This window comes from Streptomyces sp. NPDC020983 (genome assembly GCF_044333485.1).
Lineage (GTDB): Bacteria > Actinomycetota > Actinomycetes > Streptomycetales > Streptomycetaceae > Actinacidiphila.
The window spans coordinates 41195-59401 of sequence record NZ_JBIRRA010000021.1 but is presented as its reverse complement, the minus strand read 5'-3'; the positions used below and the strand labels follow the sequence as shown (position 1 = coordinate 59401).

17 protein-coding genes are annotated in these 18207 nt (G+C 75.4%); 12 read left to right on the top strand and 5 right to left on the bottom strand.

The genetic code is table 11. The features are described from left to right. The first annotated feature begins 110 nt into the window (after positions 1 to 110). The 3 genes from cmk (at position 111) to der (ending at position 2977) form a co-directional block, all read left to right on the top strand. Positions 111 to 791: a (d)CMP kinase gene (gene cmk / locus ACH4SE_RS33795; protein WP_398547382.1), complete on the top strand. Its 681-nt coding sequence runs from the start codon at positions 111 to 113 to the stop codon at positions 789 to 791. A gap of 59 nt (positions 792 to 850) precedes the next feature. Continuing rightward, positions 851 to 1438: a lysophospholipid acyltransferase family protein gene (locus tag ACH4SE_RS33790; RefSeq protein ID WP_398547410.1), complete on the top strand. Its 588-nt coding sequence runs from the start codon at positions 851 to 853 to the stop codon at positions 1436 to 1438. Positions 1439 to 1519: 81 nt separating this feature from the next. Then, complete coding sequence (der, locus tag ACH4SE_RS33785) at positions 1520 to 2977, top strand: ribosome biogenesis GTPase Der (protein ID WP_398547381.1); 1458 nt, start codon at positions 1520 to 1522, stop codon at positions 2975 to 2977. 39 nt (positions 2978 to 3016) lie between these two features. Here the strand turns inward: der and ACH4SE_RS33780 are convergent, their stop codons facing one another. Together ACH4SE_RS33780 and ACH4SE_RS33775 are read right to left on the bottom strand one after the other, a co-directional pair. Next, complete coding sequence (locus ACH4SE_RS33780; protein ID WP_398547380.1) at positions 3017 to 3265, bottom strand: hypothetical protein; 249 nt, start codon at positions 3263 to 3265, stop codon at positions 3017 to 3019. Between the two features lie 509 nt (positions 3266 to 3774). Continuing rightward, entirely contained in the window at positions 3775 to 4611 is an 837-nt protein-coding gene (locus ACH4SE_RS33775) for a hypothetical protein (protein ID WP_398547379.1), read from the bottom strand. Positions 4612 to 4834: 223 nt separating this feature from the next. Between ACH4SE_RS33775 and ACH4SE_RS33770 the strand changes: the two genes are divergently transcribed. Together ACH4SE_RS33770 and ACH4SE_RS33765 are read left to right on the top strand one after the other, a co-directional pair. Next, positions 4835 to 5560 (top strand): transglycosylase family protein, encoded by a 726-nt coding sequence (locus tag ACH4SE_RS33770; RefSeq protein ID WP_398547378.1) that lies wholly within the window; start codon positions 4835 to 4837, stop codon positions 5558 to 5560. A 517-nt stretch (positions 5561 to 6077) separates the two neighbouring features. Then, a complete protein-coding gene (locus tag ACH4SE_RS33765; RefSeq protein WP_398547409.1) occupies positions 6078 to 6293 on the top strand; it encodes a proteinase inhibitor I78 in 216 nt (71 codons plus the stop codon). A 99-nt stretch (positions 6294 to 6392) separates the two neighbouring features. On the opposite strand, the gene ACH4SE_RS33760 is transcribed toward ACH4SE_RS33765, so the two are convergent. Next, complete coding sequence (locus ACH4SE_RS33760; RefSeq protein WP_398547377.1) at positions 6393 to 7412, bottom strand: phosphatase PAP2 family protein; 1020 nt, start codon at positions 7410 to 7412, stop codon at positions 6393 to 6395. 373 nt (positions 7413 to 7785) lie between these two features. Here ACH4SE_RS33760 and ACH4SE_RS33755 point away from each other — a divergent pair, with 373 nt between their 5' ends. Further along, positions 7786 to 8979, top strand: coding sequence for an acyl-CoA dehydrogenase family protein (locus ACH4SE_RS33755; RefSeq protein ID WP_398547376.1), 1194 nt, complete (start codon positions 7786 to 7788; stop codon positions 8977 to 8979). 121 nt (positions 8980 to 9100) lie between these two features. On the opposite strand, the gene ACH4SE_RS33750 is transcribed toward ACH4SE_RS33755, so the two are convergent. After that, positions 9101 to 9550 (bottom strand): cell division protein SepF, encoded by a 450-nt coding sequence (locus ACH4SE_RS33750; RefSeq protein WP_398547375.1) that lies wholly within the window; start codon positions 9548 to 9550, stop codon positions 9101 to 9103. A gap of 457 nt (positions 9551 to 10007) precedes the next feature. Between ACH4SE_RS33750 and ACH4SE_RS33745 the strand changes: the two genes are divergently transcribed. From ACH4SE_RS33745 to ACH4SE_RS33725, 5 genes are all read left to right on the top strand, one after another. After that, entirely contained in the window at positions 10008 to 11327 is a 1320-nt protein-coding gene (locus ACH4SE_RS33745; RefSeq protein WP_398547374.1) for a DUF5685 family protein, read from the top strand. A 412-nt stretch (positions 11328 to 11739) separates the two neighbouring features. After that, positions 11740 to 12837 carry an LLM class flavin-dependent oxidoreductase gene (locus ACH4SE_RS33740; protein WP_398547373.1) on the top strand — a complete coding sequence of 366 codons (1098 nt, stop codon included), beginning with the start codon at positions 11740 to 11742 and terminating at the stop codon, positions 12835 to 12837. After that, the gene (locus ACH4SE_RS33735) at positions 12834 to 13574 is read left to right on the top strand and encodes an LLM class flavin-dependent oxidoreductase (RefSeq protein ID WP_398547372.1); all 741 of its coding nucleotides are present in this window, start codon (positions 12834 to 12836) and stop codon (positions 13572 to 13574) included. The genes ACH4SE_RS33740 and ACH4SE_RS33735 overlap by 4 nt, the downstream gene beginning before the upstream one ends. Before the next feature lie 331 nt (positions 13575 to 13905). Continuing rightward, a complete protein-coding gene (locus ACH4SE_RS33730) occupies positions 13906 to 14898 on the top strand; it encodes a S1 family peptidase (protein WP_398547408.1) in 993 nt (330 codons plus the stop codon). A 125-nt stretch (positions 14899 to 15023) separates the two neighbouring features. After that, positions 15024 to 16013 carry a helix-turn-helix transcriptional regulator gene (locus ACH4SE_RS33725; RefSeq protein ID WP_398547371.1) on the top strand — a complete coding sequence of 330 codons (990 nt, stop codon included), beginning with the start codon at positions 15024 to 15026 and terminating at the stop codon, positions 16011 to 16013. A 161-nt stretch (positions 16014 to 16174) separates the two neighbouring features. On the opposite strand, the gene ACH4SE_RS33720 is transcribed toward ACH4SE_RS33725, so the two are convergent. Continuing rightward, positions 16175 to 16711 (bottom strand): ArsR/SmtB family transcription factor, encoded by a 537-nt coding sequence (locus tag ACH4SE_RS33720; protein ID WP_398547370.1) that lies wholly within the window; start codon positions 16709 to 16711, stop codon positions 16175 to 16177. Positions 16712 to 16787: 76 nt separating this feature from the next. Between ACH4SE_RS33720 and ACH4SE_RS33715 the strand changes: the two genes are divergently transcribed. Further along, the gene (locus tag ACH4SE_RS33715) at positions 16788 to 18053 is read left to right on the top strand and encodes an MFS transporter (protein ID WP_398547369.1); all 1266 of its coding nucleotides are present in this window, start codon (positions 16788 to 16790) and stop codon (positions 18051 to 18053) included. Positions 18054 to 18207: the final 154 nt, after the last annotated feature.

Below are 18207 nucleotides of genomic sequence, written 5' to 3'. Positions count from 1 at the left end.
GGGCGGGGCGTCACCGCGGTCCGGCGCGGAGCGGGGGGCCGGTAATCTTGGGGGGAACGGCTCCGGCGAGGCAACGGCCGGATTGGCGGTACGACAAGGAAAGGCCCACCGTGGACAACCCGGTGATCGTCGCGATCGACGGCCCCTCCGGCACAGGCAAGTCCAGCACGTCCAGGGCGGTCGCCGTCAAGCTGGGGCTGAGCTATCTGGACACCGGCGCGCAGTACCGGGCCGTCACCTGGTGGATGCTGTCGAACGGCGTGGACGTGAACGACCCGGCCGCCGTCGCGGACGCGAGCGGCAAGCCCGTCATCGTGTCCGGCACCGACCCGCTCGACCCGCGGATCACCGTCGACGGCGCCGACGCCTCCGTCCCGATCCGCTCGCCGGAGGTCACCGCCGCCGTCAGCGCCGTCAGCGCCGTGCCCGAGGTGCGCGCCCGGATGGTCGAGTACCAGCGGACCGCCGCCGCGGCGGCCGCGGCCGGCATCGTGGTCGAGGGCCGCGACATCGGGACCACCGTGCTGCCGGACGCCACGGCGAAGATCTTCCTGACCGCCTCCGCCGAGGTCCGCGCCGCCCGCCGCAGCGGTGAGCTGAAGGGCGCGGTGAGCGTCGCCGCGACCCAGGAGGCCCTGGTCAGGCGGGACGCCGCCGACTCCGGCCGCAAGACGTCCCCGCTGGCGAAGGCCGCCGACGCGATAGAGGTCGACACCTCGGACCTGACCCTGGACGAGGTCGTCGACCGCGTCGTCGCCCTGGTCGGGGAGAAGAAGGCGACCGCGAGGTGACCACCGCCCCGCCCAGCCCGCGCGGCGCGGCCGTCGCCCGCGGTATCGGCATCGGCCTGATGAACGGCCTGTGGCGGCCCCGCGTGCTCGGCACCTGGCGCGTGCCCGCGCAGGGCCCGGTCATCCTGGCCGGCAACCACGCGCACAACGTCGACGGCCCCATGCTGATCGGGACGAGCCCGCGCCCGGTGCACTTCCTGGTGAAGAAGGAGGCCTTCGTCGGGCCGCTCGACCCCTTCCTGCGGGCGATCGGCCAGATCGAGGTCGACCGTACGGGCGCCGACCGCACCGCGATCACCACCGCGCTGAAGGTACTGGAGCACGGCGGTGTGCTGGGCATCTTCCCCGAGGGCACGCGCGGCACGGGCGGCGACTTCGCCCAGCTGCGCGCCGGGCTCGCGTATTTCGCCGTACGCTCGGGGGCGCCGGTCGTCCCGGTCGCGGTGCTCGGCAGCGCCCGCAAGGGCAGGCTGGTGCCGCAGCTCCCGCCGCTGCGCAGCCGCATCGACGTCGTGTACGGCGAGCCGTTCACGGCCGTGACGGAGGGCGGGCGGCGCACACGCGCCGCGATGGACGCCGCGACCTCCTACATCCAGGAGCGGCTGACCGCGCACATGACCGAGGCCCGGCGGGCCACCGGCCGCTGAACCACCGCCGCCGCACCGCGGCCGGCCCCCACCGGGGCCGGACGGTGCCGCGCGCACCACTGTTGACCGACGGAGAGACCGATGGACCAGCACGACCAGCACGGCGACACCGGCGCGCTCGGCGACGCCGAGTACGCCGAGTTCATGGAACTCGCCGCCGAGGAGGGCTTCGACCCGGAGGACGTCGCCGGCGACGTCGCGGCGGCGGGCCACGGCCCGCTGCCGGTGCTCGCCGTCGTGGGCCGGCCGAATGTCGGCAAGTCGACCCTGGTCAACCGGATCATCGGCCGCCGCGAAGCGGTCGTCGAGGACCGCCCGGGCGTCACCCGCGACCGCGTGACGTACGAGGCGCACTGGAACGGCCGCCGCTTCAAGATCGTCGACACCGGCGGCTGGGAGCAGGACGTGCTCGGCATCGACGCCTCGGTGGCCGCGCAGGCGGAGTTCGCGATCGAGGCGGCCGACGCGGTCGTCTTCGTCGTGGACGCGACGGTCGGCGCCACCGACACCGACGAGGCCGTCGTCAAGCTGCTGCGGCGCGCGGGCAAGCCCGTCGTGCTCGCCGCCAACAAGGTCGACGGCCCCTCCGGCGAGGCCGACGCGGCCGCGCTGTGGAATCTGGGCCTCGGCGAGCCCTTCCCGGTCTCCTCGCTGCACGGCCGCGGCACCGGCGACCTGCTCGACGCCATCCTGGAGGTGCTGCCCGAGGCGCCCGAGATGACGTACGGCGACACGGTCGGCGGGCCACGGCGCATCGCGCTCATCGGCCGCCCCAATGTCGGCAAGTCGTCGATGCTCAACAAGATCGCCGGCGAGGACCGGGTCGTCGTCAACGAGATGGCCGGCACCACCCGCGACCCGGTCGACGAGCTGATCGAGCTCGGCGGCAGGACATGGAAATTCATCGACACGGCGGGCATCCGGCGGCGCGTCCACCTCACCGAGGGCGCCGACTACTACGCCAGCCTGCGCACCGCCGCCGCCCTGGAAAAGGCCGAGGTCGCGGTCATCCTTGTCGACGTCGCCGAGACGCTCGCCGAGCAGGACATGCGCATCATCTCGATGGCCGTCGAGGCGGGCCGCGCGGTCGTCATCGCCTTCAACAAGTGGGACCTGCTGGACGAGGAACGCCGCTACTACCTGGAGCGGGAGATCGAGCGCGACCTCGTCCAGGTGCAGTGGGCGCCGCGCGTCAACGTCTCCGCCCGCACCGGGCGGCACGTGGAGAAGCTCGTCCCGGCGATCGAGACCGCGCTCGCCGGCTGGGAGACCCGGGTGCCCACCGGCAGGCTCAACGCCTTCCTCGGCGAGCTCGTCGCGGCCCACCCGCACCCGATCCGCGGCGGCAAGCAGCCTCGCATCCTCTTCGGCACCCAGGCCGGCACCCGGCCGCCGCGTTTCGTGCTCTTCGCCTCCGGCTTCCTGGAGGCGGGCTACCGGCGCTTCATCGAGCGCCGGCTGCGCGAGGAGTTCGGCTTCGAGGGCACGCCCATCCAGGTCTCGGTGCGGGTCCGCGAGAAGCGCGGCCGCAAGAAGTGAACCGGCCGCCCGGGGGCCCCGCCCCCGGGCGGAGTCGTCTCACCGGTCGTGCAGCCGGTTGTCGCCCTGCCCCGGGGGGAGGGCGGCCGGCCCGTTCCCCCGGTGCCGCCCCGGCGCGGCGGGCGGCACCTCCGGATGCCACATGCCGAAGCCGTTGAACTGCAGCGACTCCTCGCCCGTCCGGTCCCCGGGCAGCGTACGGAACAGCCGCCGGTACTCGCGGTAGAGCGCGTCGTAGATCGGCGTGGCAGAGCCACCGCTTCCGTCGGTGTCCTGCGCGCTGCGCATGGGCGGGATGTAGCGCTGGAACGGGGCCCGGGAGGAAGCGTCAAAGATCTGCACGTACCGCCCAACGACCTGCCTTCCCCGCGGGATGCGGGCCGCCCGGCTGAACTTTCCGCGGGGCGGTGCGCCCCGCCGGCCGCGCCCGGCGGCCCGACCTCCCCTCGCGCAGGATGCGCCCGCCAGGCGCGCCGCTCCCGCCGTGCGGGGTGAGCGGGCCCTTCAGGAGGCGGGACACCGCGCGGGCCACCTCCCCGGGAGCTCCGCACGGGGTGCCCGCGTCCCGCTCCGCTCGCGGTCCGGCGGTCCGGGCCGGACCGTGGCGCCCCTCTCCGGCGGGCGCAGCGTGGCGCCGTCCGGCCGGGCCCGCGGTTTCCCGCGTCCCTGGTCCGGCCGCCCGCGCGTCCCCTGCGGCGGCAGCCACCGAGGGCGGGTCCCTGCGTGAGCGGGGGCCTCGAAGGTGAACTCGTACTCCGGCCCCGGGGTGAGGGCGGGTCCCTGCGTGAGCGGGGGCCTCAGGTCCCCGACAGGGGCATCGTGGCCGAGACGAGCTGCCCCCTGGAACAGGCGCGCTCCAGAGCGTCGCGCAGGAGGTCCTCGCGGGGCTGGCGGCCGATCGAGCCGACGGGCCCGGCGTAGACGTACACCGCGTTCGTACGGTGCACGGCGGCCCGCCAGCCGTCGCTGACCTGGAGCGGCTGGTGCGCCTGCCACCACGCGGCGGCGGGCGCGCCGCCCACCGGCGGCTGGAGGACGGCGTGCAGCTTGCCCATGGCCAGCAGCACGGACCAGCCCGCCAGCGGCGACGGCGGCGTGGAGAGGTCGAGCTGCGGCATGAAGCCCTGCTCGATGAGCAGCGGGAGGAAGTCGTCACCGCCGCCGGTCGCGCCGGCCCGCGCGACGGGCCCGGTCGGCTCGACCACCAGCGCGGGGTGCAGCGCCTCCTCGACGATGATCAGCCCGCAGGTGATGCCGAGCACCGCCTGCCGCGGTGCCGCGTCCGGCGCCGGGGCGGGTACGGGGGCGGGCCGCACCGGCGAGTGAAACGGTACGGCAGGTGCCGGCGGCGCCGTCCCGCCGCCTCCGGCGGTGCGCACCGCGCCCTGCAGCTGCTCCTCCGCGACGGGTACGACCTGCGACGGGATGCAGGCGGCGTGGGCGAAGGCGAGCACCGCGGTCTCGTCGCCCACGAAGAGCACCGTGCTGGTCCGCTCCTGCGTGCTGTCCCCGGGGGTGCGGCAGGACGTGCAGTCGTACGTGCCCGGGGCGTTGTCGCCGGCGAGGAGACGCCTGGTCTCCTCCTCGCCGATCTCGGCTCGTACCTCGTCGCTCACGTCGAGCAGGGGCGCCACGGGAGTCTCCTTGGTCCGTTTGGCCGGGCCTGCCCCGGCGCACTGTGACAACGGACGGTCTGCGCCGGGAGTCACGGTTTGCGCCGGCGCCGCTTGCGGCCCGCACGCCGGGCTGGGCCGAACGGGTGCGCTGCGGCGGCAGGCGGGGCGCGGCTCCCGCGGGGGCGGGGGAACGCGTGCTTAGCGTGGGGCGATGAGCGAGAAATCGTCTTATCGTCATGTGTTGAGGTGCCAACGCGCCGCCGCCGTCGCCGGTTTCGGCGCCGCGGCCGTCCTGCCGCTGGCGGCCCAGCCCGCGGCGGCGGCGCAGGCGGCCGCCCCCGGGCGCCCTCCGGCCGTGTCCGGTGGCGCCACGGCGATCCGCCTTCCGGCGATCGGCGTCACGGCGCGAGCGGCGAACACGGTGAGCGCGGTGAGCGCAGCAAGCGCAGCGAACGCGGCCGGCGCGGTCAATGCGGCCGGCGCGGCGCGGACGGCCGCCACCGCCGCCGTACCCGGCCTGCCGTCCGGCTTCCCGGGGACGGCGCCACCGCGCTCCCGCTCCGTCTGGGACGACCTCGCGCTGTGCGAGAGCAGCGGTGACTGGCACATCAACACCGGCAACGGCTTCTACGGGGGCCTCCAGTTCTGGCAGCCCACCTGGGAGATGTTCGGCGGCCTGAAATACGCCCCGCGGGCCGACCTGGCCAGCCCCGACCAGCAGATCACCGTCGCCGAGGCCGTGCTGCGGGTCCAGGGCTGGAGTGCCTGGCCGGTGTGCTCCAAGCGGCTCGGGCTCAGCGGCGGTGCGACCTCGGTGCACACCGTCAGGGCCGGCGAGACGCTGGCCGGTATCGCGAGCGCCGAGGGCGTGGCGGGCGGCTGGCGGAAGCTCTACACGCTCAACCGGAAAGCGGTGGGCGCCGACCCCGACAGGCTCGTGCCCGGCGAGCTCCTGAACCTGCACTGAGCACGGCGGCGGGAGCCGGAAGGATGCGGGATCCGCCACCGGCTCCGCGCGCGCCGCGGACCCTCCGCCGGACTCCCGGCGCCGCCCGGAGCCGGGTCCGGCAGCCCCCTGCCCCCGGCTCTGGCGGCGCGGCCGTGCTGCGTAATTCCGCGGCCGAATGCCCCCGCGCCCGGCCGCCGGGGGCCCCGCCGACGGGCCCGGAGGCGGTGGCCCGGCGGGGGAGTCGGCCGGGTGTCCGAATGGCAATACGTCCCCTATAGCGGTCACCCGCGGGTGGTGGGCAATGCCGCGAGTTGTGTGTAAATCGTGTGGGTGGGAAATCGGCGGCGGCGGCCGATTTTCACCCCGGCGCAATGTCCGCGATGCACGATCCGTGACGCGAACACGCCGACACCGGCCGCCGCCCCGCGCAGGGCGCCCGCCGCCGCCGCGGCCTACGGTGGCAGGCATGGCCCCCGCATCGCACACCCCCGAGGACCCCCGCCCCGGCGAACCGTCCGAGCCGCCCCGGCGGCGCATGCCCGAGCAGCCGTTTCCGGGCGGCATCCCCGACGACGACCTGGACGCCTACGTCGGCCTGCCGCAGCGCGAGGCCGAGCACCGGGCGTACGAGCGCGGCTGGCGGCCGGTCCGCAGCCTGCCGCGGGACGCGGTCGTGACGATGGAGTACGTCGCCGGCCGGCTCAACTTCACGCTCGACGGCGGCCGCGTCGTCCGCTGCTGGACCGGCTGAGCCGGACCGGCACGGTGCCCGCGTGCACGGCCGCGGGCCGGGCACCGCACCGCACGGCGGCCGGGTGCCCGGCCCGCGGCCGGCCGGAGGGTGAGTGGCTCAGCCGGTGATCCCGCGGCCCCGGGCCTGCTGGTGGACCAGCGGGCCCGACGAGCGCGGGTGCTCGCTCTGCGGGCGGCGGCTGCCGGCGGGAGTCGTCGTGGTGCGCTCGTGCCGGCCGGCGGCCTGCCGCCCCGCGGCCGGCCTGGCCGCGGTGTGCGGCCCGCCGGCCGGTGTCTTCGCCGCGGTCGCGGGCAGCCGGGCCGCGGAGGTGCTCTCCGGGCCGTCGGCGCCCTCGCGGGCGAGGGCGCCTGCCGGGAGCGCCGTGAGCGAGCGGGCGGTGGAGCGGTTCCCGCGGTGGAACACACGGGCCCAGCCGGTGGCCAGATACGCCTCCGCCGAGGCCATCGCCGGTTCGAACCACGGCAGCGCCAGCAGGATGAGGAGACCCGCGGCCCAGCCGAGCAGCACGTCGCTCACCCAGTGCGTGCCGAGGTAGACCGTCGTGGCGCCCACGCCGAGCGCGAGCAGCGCGCTTGCGATGGAGCCCCAGCGCCGCGCGCGCGGCGTGGTGCCCAGGTACGCCAGGACGCCCCAGGTCACGACCGCGTTGGCGGTGTGACCCGACGGGAATATGTCGCCGCCGGCGAACATCTCGGCCGATCCGACGGTCGTCGCGTAATGCGGTCCGAGCCGCCCGAGGCCGTACTTGACGGCCCCCACGGTGATGTTCAGCAGCAGCAGGGAGGTGCCCAGCACCAGCAGCGGGTAGAGCGTCCGGCGGCGCCACCCCCGCCAGCTCAGCCACGCCAGGACCATCACGGCCGTGGGCCCGCGCTGGCCGAGGACCACGAAGTAGTCCAGGAAGGCGTGGATCTGCGGCCACTGCTTGTAGGGACGCCAGAGCATGACCTGCCAGTCGAGCGTCACCAGCTTGGATGTGGTGAGGACGCCCACGACGATGGCCACGTACACAGCCAGCGTCGCACCGAACAGCCATACGCGTGTTCGACTCATCCGGCCCAGGAGGCGGCGGGTCGGGCGCTCCGCGGCGCGGTGGAGCCTGTCATCGGTACGCACCCAATTGACGTTACAGCGTGTGACGGCACAGGTCGGCCGAAAGGCCTGCTTTGTGATGACGATGTGATGTGGACTGCGTCTCACCACCCCTTTGGCGCACGGGGTTTCGGTGGAATCCGGTCCGTGCCCGCCGTTAATCCACTGGTGGGCATACTCTCACGAAGGTCTTCTTATTTATCGCTTATTTCCCTCACCTTTCTCCCCGGTTCTCCCCGGTTTCCCGTCCGCAGAGCGGACGCCGGTGACCGCCGTGCGCGTCCCCCCGGTCCGGCCGCGCCGCCGCATCCGGGCTCTGGACGCGCGCGAGACTGGTCCGTAACGTCGGCCTGACCGTCGTTACCACTGCTAGTTTTCCGGCCGGAGGTCACCTGCCATGCCGCCCGCTCCCGCCCTGCCGCCGTTCGACCCGTACGACCCGCTGGGCCTGGACGACCTGCTGAGCGACGAGGACCGCGCGGTCCGCGACACCGTACGGGCCTGGGCCGCCGACCGCGTGCTGCCGCACGTCGCGGAGTGGTACGAGCGCGGCGAGCTGCCCGTGATCCGCGGGCTCGCGCGCGAGCTGGGCGCGATCGGGGCGCTCGGCATGCAGCTCACCGGCTACGGCTGCGCGGGGGCGAGTGCCGTGCAGTACGGACTGGCCTGCCTGGAGCTGGAGGCGGCCGACTCCGGCATCCGCTCGCTGGTGTCCGTGCAGGGCTCGCTCGCCATGTACGCGATCCACCGCTACGGCTCCGAGGAGCACAAGCAGGAGTGGCTGCCGCGGATGGCCGCGGGCGAGGTCATCGGCTGCTTCGGCCTCACCGAGCCGGACCACGGCTCGGACCCGGCCGCGATGCGGACCCGGGCGCGCCGGGACGGCACCGACTGGGTGCTCGACGGCCGCAAGACGTGGATCACCAACGGGTCGGTCGCAGGCGTCGCCGTGGTGTGGGCGCGCACCGACGACGGTGTCCGCGGTTTCGTGGTGCCGGCCGGCACTCCCGGGTTCAGCGCCCCGGAGATCCGCCACAAGTGGAGCCTGCGCGCGTCCGTCACCAGCGAGCTCGTCCTGGACGGCGTCCGGCTGCCCGGCTCCGCGGTGCTCCCTGGGGTGACCGGGCTGCGCGGCCCGCTCAGCTGCCTCAGCCACGCCCGCTACGGCATCGTGTGGGGGGCCATGGGTGCCGCCCGGTCGAGTTTCGAGGCGGCGCTGCGCTACGCCCGCGAGCGCGAGCAGTTCGGCCGTCCGATCGGCGGTTTCCAGCTCACCCAGGCCAAGCTCGCCGACATGGCCGTCGAGCTGCACAAGGGCATCCTGCTGGCGCACCACCTGGGCCGCCGGATGGACGCCGGGCGGCTGCGCCCCGAACAGGTCAGTTTCGGCAAGCTCGCCAATGTCCGCGAGGCCATCGAGATCTGCCGCACGGCCCGGACCGTGCTCGGCGCCAACGGCATCTCGCTCGCATACCCCGTGATGCGGCACGCCACGAACCTGGAGTCGGTGCTCACCTACGAGGGCACCGTCGAGATGCACCAGCTCGTGCTGGGCAAGGCCCTGACCGGCTTCGACGCCTTCCGCGGCTGAGCCTTGGCCGCGACCGCGCCCGTCCGCCGCCGGGGCGTGGGTGGTCGCCCGGGCGCCGGGCCGCGGGCGCACGGCAGGACTCCCACCGGACGCGCGCCGCGCGGTCCGGTGAGAGCCCTGCTCAGCTCTGGTTGAAGAAGCCGTCGCCGCCGCGGCGGTCGTCGGCGTTGAGCACCGAGTAGTCGGCGGGGGTCAGCAGGAAGACCCGGTTGGCGACGCGCTCGATAGAGCCGCGCAGGCCGAAGGTGAGGCCCGCGGCGAAGTCGACGACGCGCTTGGCGTCGGCCGGCTCCATGGAGGTGAGGTTGACGATCACCGGCACCCCGTCGCGGAAGAGCTCGCCGATGCCGCGCGCGTCCCGGAAGCCGTCGGGGGTGACCGTGGCGATCCGCCCGCCCTGCTCCTGTGCCGCCTCGCTGGCGATCCGCACCCGCGGATCGGTCACCCAGGTGTCGACACGCTGGGACTGGGAGCCCTCGCCGTAGTCGGCGTACTCCTCGTCGTAGTAACCCTCGCCGCCGTTGTCGTCGACGAGGCCCAGCCAGGCACTCGCCCGTCGAACCGATCCCATGGACGCCTCCTCTCTCACACGCGGTCAGTACCGTCCGTCCGCAGGTCCTATCGTCGACCATGATGTGGATAGTCCGCCAAGCGGATAGCCGCCACTCGGGCGAGTTGTGACGGTACTGGCACACACGATAGTGGCGTACCGTCAGGCTGCCGGAGGTGTAGGGAAGGTGACGATCCGATGGGAACGCATTTCACGTCCGGGTGACTTGTCGCGGCCGTACGGCCCCGCACGGCGCTGACCGGCCAGGTCGCCGGTGCCGTCGCTGACGGGGCGCCGCCGGCGGCGCGGCCCGTGCTCCGGGCGGACCACCATGATGCATTCTCTGCCGATGATCCGACAGGCGTTAACATGACCGCGCTCACTTCGGCGGCGCTTGAACGGGCGTCTGCGAACGTGAACCACGTTTTGATGTGTCATCCGGGAAATGCGGGGCACACGGGGTCAGTGGGGGGAATGCATGTTCGGCATCATCAGGCCGTGCCGCCATCGAATGTCGGAGGGAATGGCCGCCTCGTGGCTGGCCCATCTGTGCGGGCTGTGCCTGGCGCTGCGGGACGGGCACGGCCAGGCGGCGCGCATGGCCACCAACTACGACGGTCTGATCGTCTCCGTCCTCGTCGAGGCGCAGACTGCCGCGGACACCGGGCAGCAGCGCCGCACCGCGGGACCGTGCCCGCTGCGGGGCATGCGCACCGCCCCGGTCGCCACCGGTGAGGGCGCCCGGCTCGCCGCCGCGGTCTCGCTGGTGCTGGCGTCGGCGAAGATGCGCGACCACGTCGAGGACCGGGACGGCGCCTACGCGCGGCGCCCGGTGGCCGCCGCCGCCCGCGGGATCGCCCGCCGCTGGGACCGGGCCGGTGCCCGTACCGGGGAGGACCTGGGCTTCGACACGGCGGTGCTGGTCGACGCGATAGGCCGGCAGGGCGCGATCGAGGCCGCCGTCGGCCCCGGCACCCCGCTGCTCGCCGTCACCGAGCCCACCGAGACGGCGACCGCCGCGGCCTTCGCGCACACCGCCGTACTCGCCGGGCGCCCCGGCAACAGGGCGCCCCTGGAGGAGGCCGGACGGCTCTTCGGACGGCTCGCACACCTGCTGGACGCCGTCGAGGACCTCGCCGAGGACACCCGCACGGGAGCCTGGAACCCGCTCACCGCGACCGGCACCGGCCTGGCCGAGGCGCGCCGGCTGTGCGACGACGCGCTGCACGGCATACGGCTCGCGCTGCGCGACACCGACTTCGCGGGTTCCGCCTCCGGGCGGCTCGCGCACGTGCTGCTCGTCCACGAGCTGGGACGGTCGGTGGACCGGGTGTTCGGCGGCGGCAGCTGCGCGCACCCCGACCACCGCGAGGCGGCGGCGGACGGCGCCGCGACCGGGATCGCCGCGTACGACGGCGGCATCCGGGTGGGCACCGCGCAGGCCGGCGGCAATCCCTTCGGCCCGAGCCCGTACGCGCCGAACCCGCCGGGCAGTCCGGCCGATCCGGGCCGGAGCCCGTACGCGCCGGGCGGTCCCGGCGTCCCCGGCGGCTTCCCGCCGCCGCCCGAACCGCCGCGGCGCCGCGGGCTGCTGGCGGGGTGCCTGGTCTTCACCGGGCTCTTCTGCACGTGCCAGCTGTGCTGTGCGACGCACGAGAACCCGTGGAGCCGCGAACGCAAGGAGCCGTGGTGCGACGGCTGCGACGGCTGTGACGGGTGCTGCGACTGCTGTAACTGCTGCAATTGCTGCGATGGTTGTGATGGCTGTGACGGTTGCGACTGCGGGTGCGACTGCTGACACCGCCCGCCCGTGGGCTCACGGGCGGGCCGGCGGTGCCAGGTGGTGACGTCGCGTCCCGCGGGATCGCCCGAGGGAGGGGCGGGGGTGGAGCGAGACCGGCTGTGTGAAGGCGGGTGATCCGTCGAGGCGGGTCAGCGACCGCAACACGAGGCCGACCACACTCGACACAGGTCGATGTGGCCGCGGGTGACGAGCCGGCAGCTGCGCATGGCCACAGTGCAGCAGCCGCCACCGCGATCCGTCAACGTGCCAGGACGCCGTGTCCACGGGCTGGACACGCTTGACAGCGGGTCGCACCGGCGGCTTAGCCTGCTGTGAAGGCCTGGTGGCCCAGTCGCGTTGAGGGACGCGACGGCCCTGTGTGAAGGCACCCGCCCGTGCCTCTTCCGCGTGTCGACGGAGCCTTCGCATGCCTGCCCACACCTCCCCTCCCTCCTTCCGCACCCTTCCCGCCGCGCCCGCGGTGCCGCGTCCCGGCCCCCTCGCGCCGCCTCCCGCCGGCCCTTTCGTCCGCGGCCGCACCCTGCACCTGGCCGCCGCGATCGGCGGCCGCCTGCCGCAGGACGCCGCCCACTACCGGGAGATGGCCCGGCTCGCCGAGGACGGAGGGCTGGACTTCGTGACCCTCGGCCCCGTCGCGGCCGGCGCCACCGGACTGCTGGACGCCGTCGCGCTGCTCGCCGGGGTCGCGCCCGCGACCGACCGGATCGGCGTGGTGCCCGCGCTCGCCGCCTCCGGTGCCGAAGCCGCCGACCCGCAGGCCATCGCCCCCGCGCTGGCCGCCCTGGACTGGGTCAGCCGCGGCCGGGCCGGCTGGACGGTCGAGGTCCCGGCCGCGCCCGCGCCACGGGGCAGGGGGCGTGCGCGGCCGCAGCGGCCCGAGGCACTCTGGCGGGCGGCCGGCGACACCGCCGAGGCGGTGCGGCGCCTGTGCGGCGCCCCCGGCGGGGCGCCGCGGACCGCGCCCGTCACGGTGCTGGACGCCACCGAGCCCGCCGCCCGCAGGACCGCGGCGCGGCACGCGGACCTGGCCTTCGTCCGCGCCGCGCGCCCCGACGACGCCGGGCGGGCCAGGGCCGAGGTGCAGGGGCTCGCCGCCGAGGCCGGGCGCGGCCCGGAACCGCTGCCGGTGCTCGCGGACCTCGCGGTGGACCTCTGCGGCGGCGAGCGCGGCCCGGAGCCGGGCGCGGAGATCGCGCTGGCGGCGGACGCGTCGGGCGGGGTGCTCTTCCGCGGCGGGCCGGTCGACCTCGCGGACCTGATCGCCGACTGGCTGCGGCAGGGCGCGGTCGACGGCTTCCACGTCCGCCCGGTGGAACCGCGCCGCGATCTCGAACGCTTCGTCAACGGGACCGCCGCGCTGCTCCAGCACCGCGGGCTCTTCCGCTCCTTCCACCCCGGTTCGACGCTGCGCGAGCACCTCGGCCTGCACCGGGTGTGGACCGGCGGTGCGGCCCTGCCGCCGGCCGGGGACCGCGCGGGCGCCCGTGCCGGGGCGGCGTCGTGACCGGGCGACAGCCGGGTGCGCGGGGCGGCGGGGTGCGGCCGCTGCACCTGGCCGTGCTGCTGCCCGCGGGCGGCGGCAGCGGCGCCGGGGCGCCGCCGGACTTCGCCGTGTGCGCCGCGCTCGCCGGGGCCGCCGAGCGCGCGCTGTTCGACTTCGTGCTGCTCGACGGCAGCCGTGGCCCCGAGCCGGTCACCGTGCTGCACGCGCTGGCGGCACTGACCGAGCGGATCGGGCTGGCCGTGGCGTTCCCGGCGGGGGCCGCGGCCAGGGAGCCGTACGACCTGGCCCGCCGGATCGCCGTACTCGACCGGCTCACCGGCGGGCGTGCGGGCGGCCCGCCCGGCCCGCCCGGCGAGCCCGCCGGGCCCCAGGGGCCGCCGGTGGCGGTGGACTTCGCGGGCACGCCGGAGGTGCTGCTCGCCGGCCGGGCGCCCGGCGTGCGGCGCCGCGGGCGGCGGGTGCGGGTCCTCTCCCGGCTGGACCTCGCCGGGGCCGGGCTCGGTGCGGACGCGGACGCGGGCGCGGCGCGGACGCTCGCGGAGCGGCTGCACGCGCAGGTGCAGGGCACCGCGACGGACGGCTTCGTCCTGAGCCCCGACCCGGCGGCGGGCGGCGCGGGCCTGGACGCGTTCGCGGAGCAGGTGGCGCCGCTACTGCGCGAGCGCGGGTCGCTGCGGAGCGCCTACACCGGGACGACGCTGCGCGAGCACCTGGGGCTGCCGCGCCCGGCGGGGTGAGGAGTGCGCCGGGTGTGCGGGGGCGTGCGGCGGGTGCGCGTTCGGAGGGGTGTCAACTCCTGGTGCGCCCGGCGCGTTTGGGGCCGCCGGTGCACATGCGTTACGAGCTGGTTTCCGGGGCCGATGCCCTCTTGTGTGTTCCCTGTGGTGCCTGAATACTCCCATGAGTGCCCGTCAAGCTGAGAGTGCGCCCGCTCATCCGTGCGCACTTGACTGTACATCGTCAAGAACGACGGGCGCCGACCGGCACCGCCAAGAGTCACCTCCATCCCCGCAGGAGGATCGAGTGAAGTCCACCCGACGCATACAACTCCTCGCCGTCACCACCGGCATGCTCGCCGCCACCGCCTTCGCCGTCCCGTCCGCCGGCGCTCTCACCCCGTCCGCCGGCGCCCCGAAGGCGTCCCCCGCAGCGGCCGCCTCGCTGGCCGCCACCCTCGGTGCCGACCGCACCGCCGGGGCGTACTACGACAGCGCGGCCGGGACCTCGGTCGTCAACGTCACCAGCCAGTCCGCGGCCGACGCCGTACGCGCCGCCGGAGCGACCCCGCGGCTGGTCGCCCACAGCTCCGCCCAGCTCGCGAAGGCCGCCGGCGCCACCGCGGCCGCCGATGTCGCGGGCACCTCCTGGTCGGTCGACCCGCGCACCGACACCCTCCAGGTCAACGCCGACAGCCGGGTGACCGACGCCCAGCTGTCCGCGCTCGTCAAGGCCACCGCGGGCTACGGCGACGCCGTCCGCGTCAACCGCGTGGCGGGCACCTTCAGCAAGCTGCTGTCCGGCGGCGACCCGATCCTCACCACGCAGTGGCGCTGCTCGGTCGGCTTCAACGTCCGCAGCGGCAGCACCTACTACTTCCTGACCGCGGGCCACTGCACCGAGGGCTACCCCAACTACTACACGAGCTCGAGCACGTACATCGGCCCGACCGTCGGGACGAGCTTCCCCGGCAACGACTACGGCATCGTCCGCTACGACAGCTCCGTCGCGCACGACGGCACGGTCGGCAGCCAGGACATCACCAGCGCCGCGAACGCCTACGTCGGCGAGCGCGTCACGCGCCGCGGCTCCACCACCGGCGTCCACAGCGGCACCGTCCAGGCGCTCAACGCCACCGTCAACTACGGCAACGGCGAGATCGTCTCCGGCCTGATCCAGACCAACGTCTGCGCCGAGCCCGGCGACAGCGGCGGCTCCCTCTACGACGGCACCAAGGCCATCGGCCTGACGTCCGGCGGCAGCGGCAACTGCAGCTCGGGCGGCACGACCTTCTTCCAGCCGGTCACCGAGGCACTCAGCGCGTACGGCGTCAGCGTCTACTGACACCCCGCCGGCAGCGCCCGCACCCCCGGTCGCGCCCCCGCTGTCTCCCTGGGCGGCGGGGGCGTACCGCTGCCCGCGGCCGTACGCCCCCGGGGCCCGGCGGCGGGCGCTGGCAGACTGGCGGCATGCTGGAAACCTCCGCGCGGCTGCTGCGCCTGCTGTCGCTGCTCCAGTCCCGCCGCGAATGGGGCGGACCCGAGCTGGCGCAGCGGCTCGGCGTGACCGCGCGGACCGTCCGCCGGGACGTCGAGCGGCTGCGGGCGCTCGGCTATCCCGTGCACGCAGCCCCCGGCACGGCGGGCGGCTACCGGCTGGGTGCCGGTGCCGCGCTGCCGCCGCTGCTGCTGGACGACGAGGAGGCCGTCGTCGTCGCGCTGAGCCTGCGCACCGCCGCGGGCGGCAGCGTCGAGGGCATCGAGGAGACCTCGCAGCGCGCGCTCGCCAAGCTCGAACAGGTGCTGCCGTCCCGGCTGCGGCACCGCGTCCAGGCGATGCAGGCCGTCACCGTCCAGCCGGCGGGCCCCGGCCCGACCGTCGGCCAGGACGTGCTGACCGCGCTCGGCGCCGCCTGCCGCGACCACGAGCGGCTGCGCTTCGACTACCGCGACCACGGCGGCAGCACCACCCGCCGCTACGTCGAGCCCTACCGCCTGGTCCACCACTGGCGGCGCTGGTACCTGCTGGCCTACGACGTCGAGCGGGGCGACTGGCGCACCTTCCGGGCCGACCGCATCGAGCCCCGGACGCCCACCGGCCCGCGCTTCACCCCGCGCGAACTGCCCGAGGACGCCGCGTCGTACGTCGCCGCGGGCGTCACCCAGCGCGCCTACCGCTACCAGGCGCGCATCGTGCTGCACGCCTCCGCGGACTTCGTCCGGACCCACGGCTGGGCCGGCTTCGGCACGGTCACCGTGCTGGACGACGGCACGTGCGAGCTGCGCACCGGCTCCGAGAGGCTGGAGGCGCTCGCGATGTACGTCGGCATGCTGGGCGTCGAGTTCGAGGTGATCGAGCCGCCGGAACTGACCGCGCGGCTGCCGGAGGTGGCGGCGCGGCTGTCCCGGGCGGCGCGGGCGTCCCAGGAGCGGGCGGCGCGGCCGGCGGACACCTCCTGAGGGCCGTCCCGTGATCCCGGCGGGCGCCCGGCGGCGGCCGCGGCACCTCGCGGCGTCGTCGGGCCCGCCCGGACACGGCCCGGTACGAGGACGGCCCTGCGTCCCGCGGTGCACCGCGTCCGGCGCCGCACGCCGCTGCACCGGGGATCACGGGACGGCCCTCAGGCTCCGGGCCCCGCGCCGGCTCCCGGTTCCGGTTCCGCCAGCGGGAGGACCATGGCCGTCACGCCGATGCCGACCGTGCCCGGCGCGTGCGGGGCCTGTGCCGCGTCGTGCAGCTCCGCGAAGAGCGCGGCGAGCCGGTGCCGGAAGCCCGCCCAGACCTCGGGGGCGACCCACAGCTCCGCGTCCGTGGCCACGCCCTCGGCGCCCGGCGCGCGCCGGCCCGCGCGTTCGCGCAGGTTGTGCGCCATGGCCTCGGCGATCAGCCGGGTGCCCTCGTACCGCTGGTCGGACAGCGGGGAGCCGTGCACCGCCCGGTAGCGGCGCTCCCGCCCGCCCCGCTTCTCCCGCACCTCGGCCAGCTCGACGAGCCCGGCCGCGTCCAGCCGGCGCAGGTGCTGGCTGGCGAGCGCGTGCGAGATGCCCAGCTCGCGGGACAGCTCGGCGGCGGACAGCGGGACGTTCCAGACCAGCGACACGATGCGCAGCCGTACGGGATGGGCGAGGGCTCGGAGCAGGGGGTCCGTGGTGCTCATACGCCCATTACACCGCTTCCGCTTCCGTGCGGGGACGGGGTGTCCGCGCAGACCCCCAAGCATTACCTTGGGGGTCATGTCTGCACGGGAGGTGCTGCGCGACCGGGGCGCGGCGACGTATCTGGGCGGGGTCCTGGTCTCCGGGTTCGGCGACTCGGCGATGATGCTGGCCGCCGGTGTGTGGGTGAAGACGCTGACCGGCTCCAGCGGTCTGGCCGCCGCGGTGAACGCGTGCGTGTGGGCGCCGACCCTCTTCGGGCCGCTGCTCGGCACCGCCGCCGACCGCTTCCGCCGCCGCCCGCTGCTGGTCGCGGTGAACGCCGCGCTGGGCGTGCTGCTGCCCGCGCTGCTCGCCGTCCGCACCGGCGGGGACGTGTGGCTGCTGCTCGCGGTGCTCACCGCGGTCGGCGCCGGGTCGGTGCTGTGCGACGCCGCCCAGGCGGGCCTGGTGGTCAGCGCGATCCCGGCCGGGCTGCGCGGCGACTTCAACGGGCTGCGGATGACCGTCAACGAGGGCATGAAGCTGCTCGCCCCGCTGGCCGGCGCGGGCCTGTTCGTCCGCTGGGGCGGGGGAGCGGTCGCCGTGCTGGACGGCGCGACCTTCGTGCTGGCCGCGCTCGCCTTCGCGGCCCTGCGGGTGAAGGAGCAGCCGCCCGCGCCGGCCGCCGGGTCCTGGCGCGAGCAGACCGCGGCGGGCGTACGGGCGTTGCGCGGCAACCCGCTGCTGGTGCGGCTGGTGGGCGCGGGCGGGGTGGCCCTGCTGCTGTCCGGGATCAGCAGCGCCGCGACCTACGCGCTGGTCGACACCGGCCTGCACCGCCCGCCGGCCTTCGCCGGCGTGGTCTACGCGGTGCAGGGCGCGGGGTCGGTGGCCGCCGGGATCGCCGCGGGCGCCGTCATGCGCCGGATGCCGGAGCGGGCCTTCGCCGCCACCGGGCTGCTGCTGTTCAGCGCGGGCGTCGGGATGCGGGTGGTGCCGTCGCTGCCGTCCGTGCTCGGCGGGGCGGTGGCGATCGGGGTCGGGCTGCCGTGGGTGGTCGTCGCGGCCTTCACCGCGGTGCAGCAGCACACCGAGCCCGTGCTCGTCGGCCGGGTGGCCGCCGCCGCGGGGACGGTGGTCTTCGGGCCCACCGCGCCGGCCACCGGGCTGGGCGCGGGGCTCGTCGCGCTGGCCGACTACCGGTTCCAGCTCGCCGGGTCCGCCGTGGCCGGCGTGCTCGCGGCATGGCTCCTGCTGCTGCGCCGCCCGGCGGCGGACCGGCGCGCCGGCCGTGACGGAAATCTCCCGGCGCCCCGCGGCCGGGACGCCGGCGCCAAGTCGGCGGCCCCGCCCGGGAGATGACGCGCGAGGTCCGGATCCGGCCGCCTCCTCCGGTGGCTGGATCCGCTGCCGTGTCCTGCTTCGGGTCGCTGACCTGGGGCAACCGCGATACGCTAATCGAACGAACGTACGAGAGACGATCGGGACGACTGGCCGAAAAGGGGTGGGGCAGTGG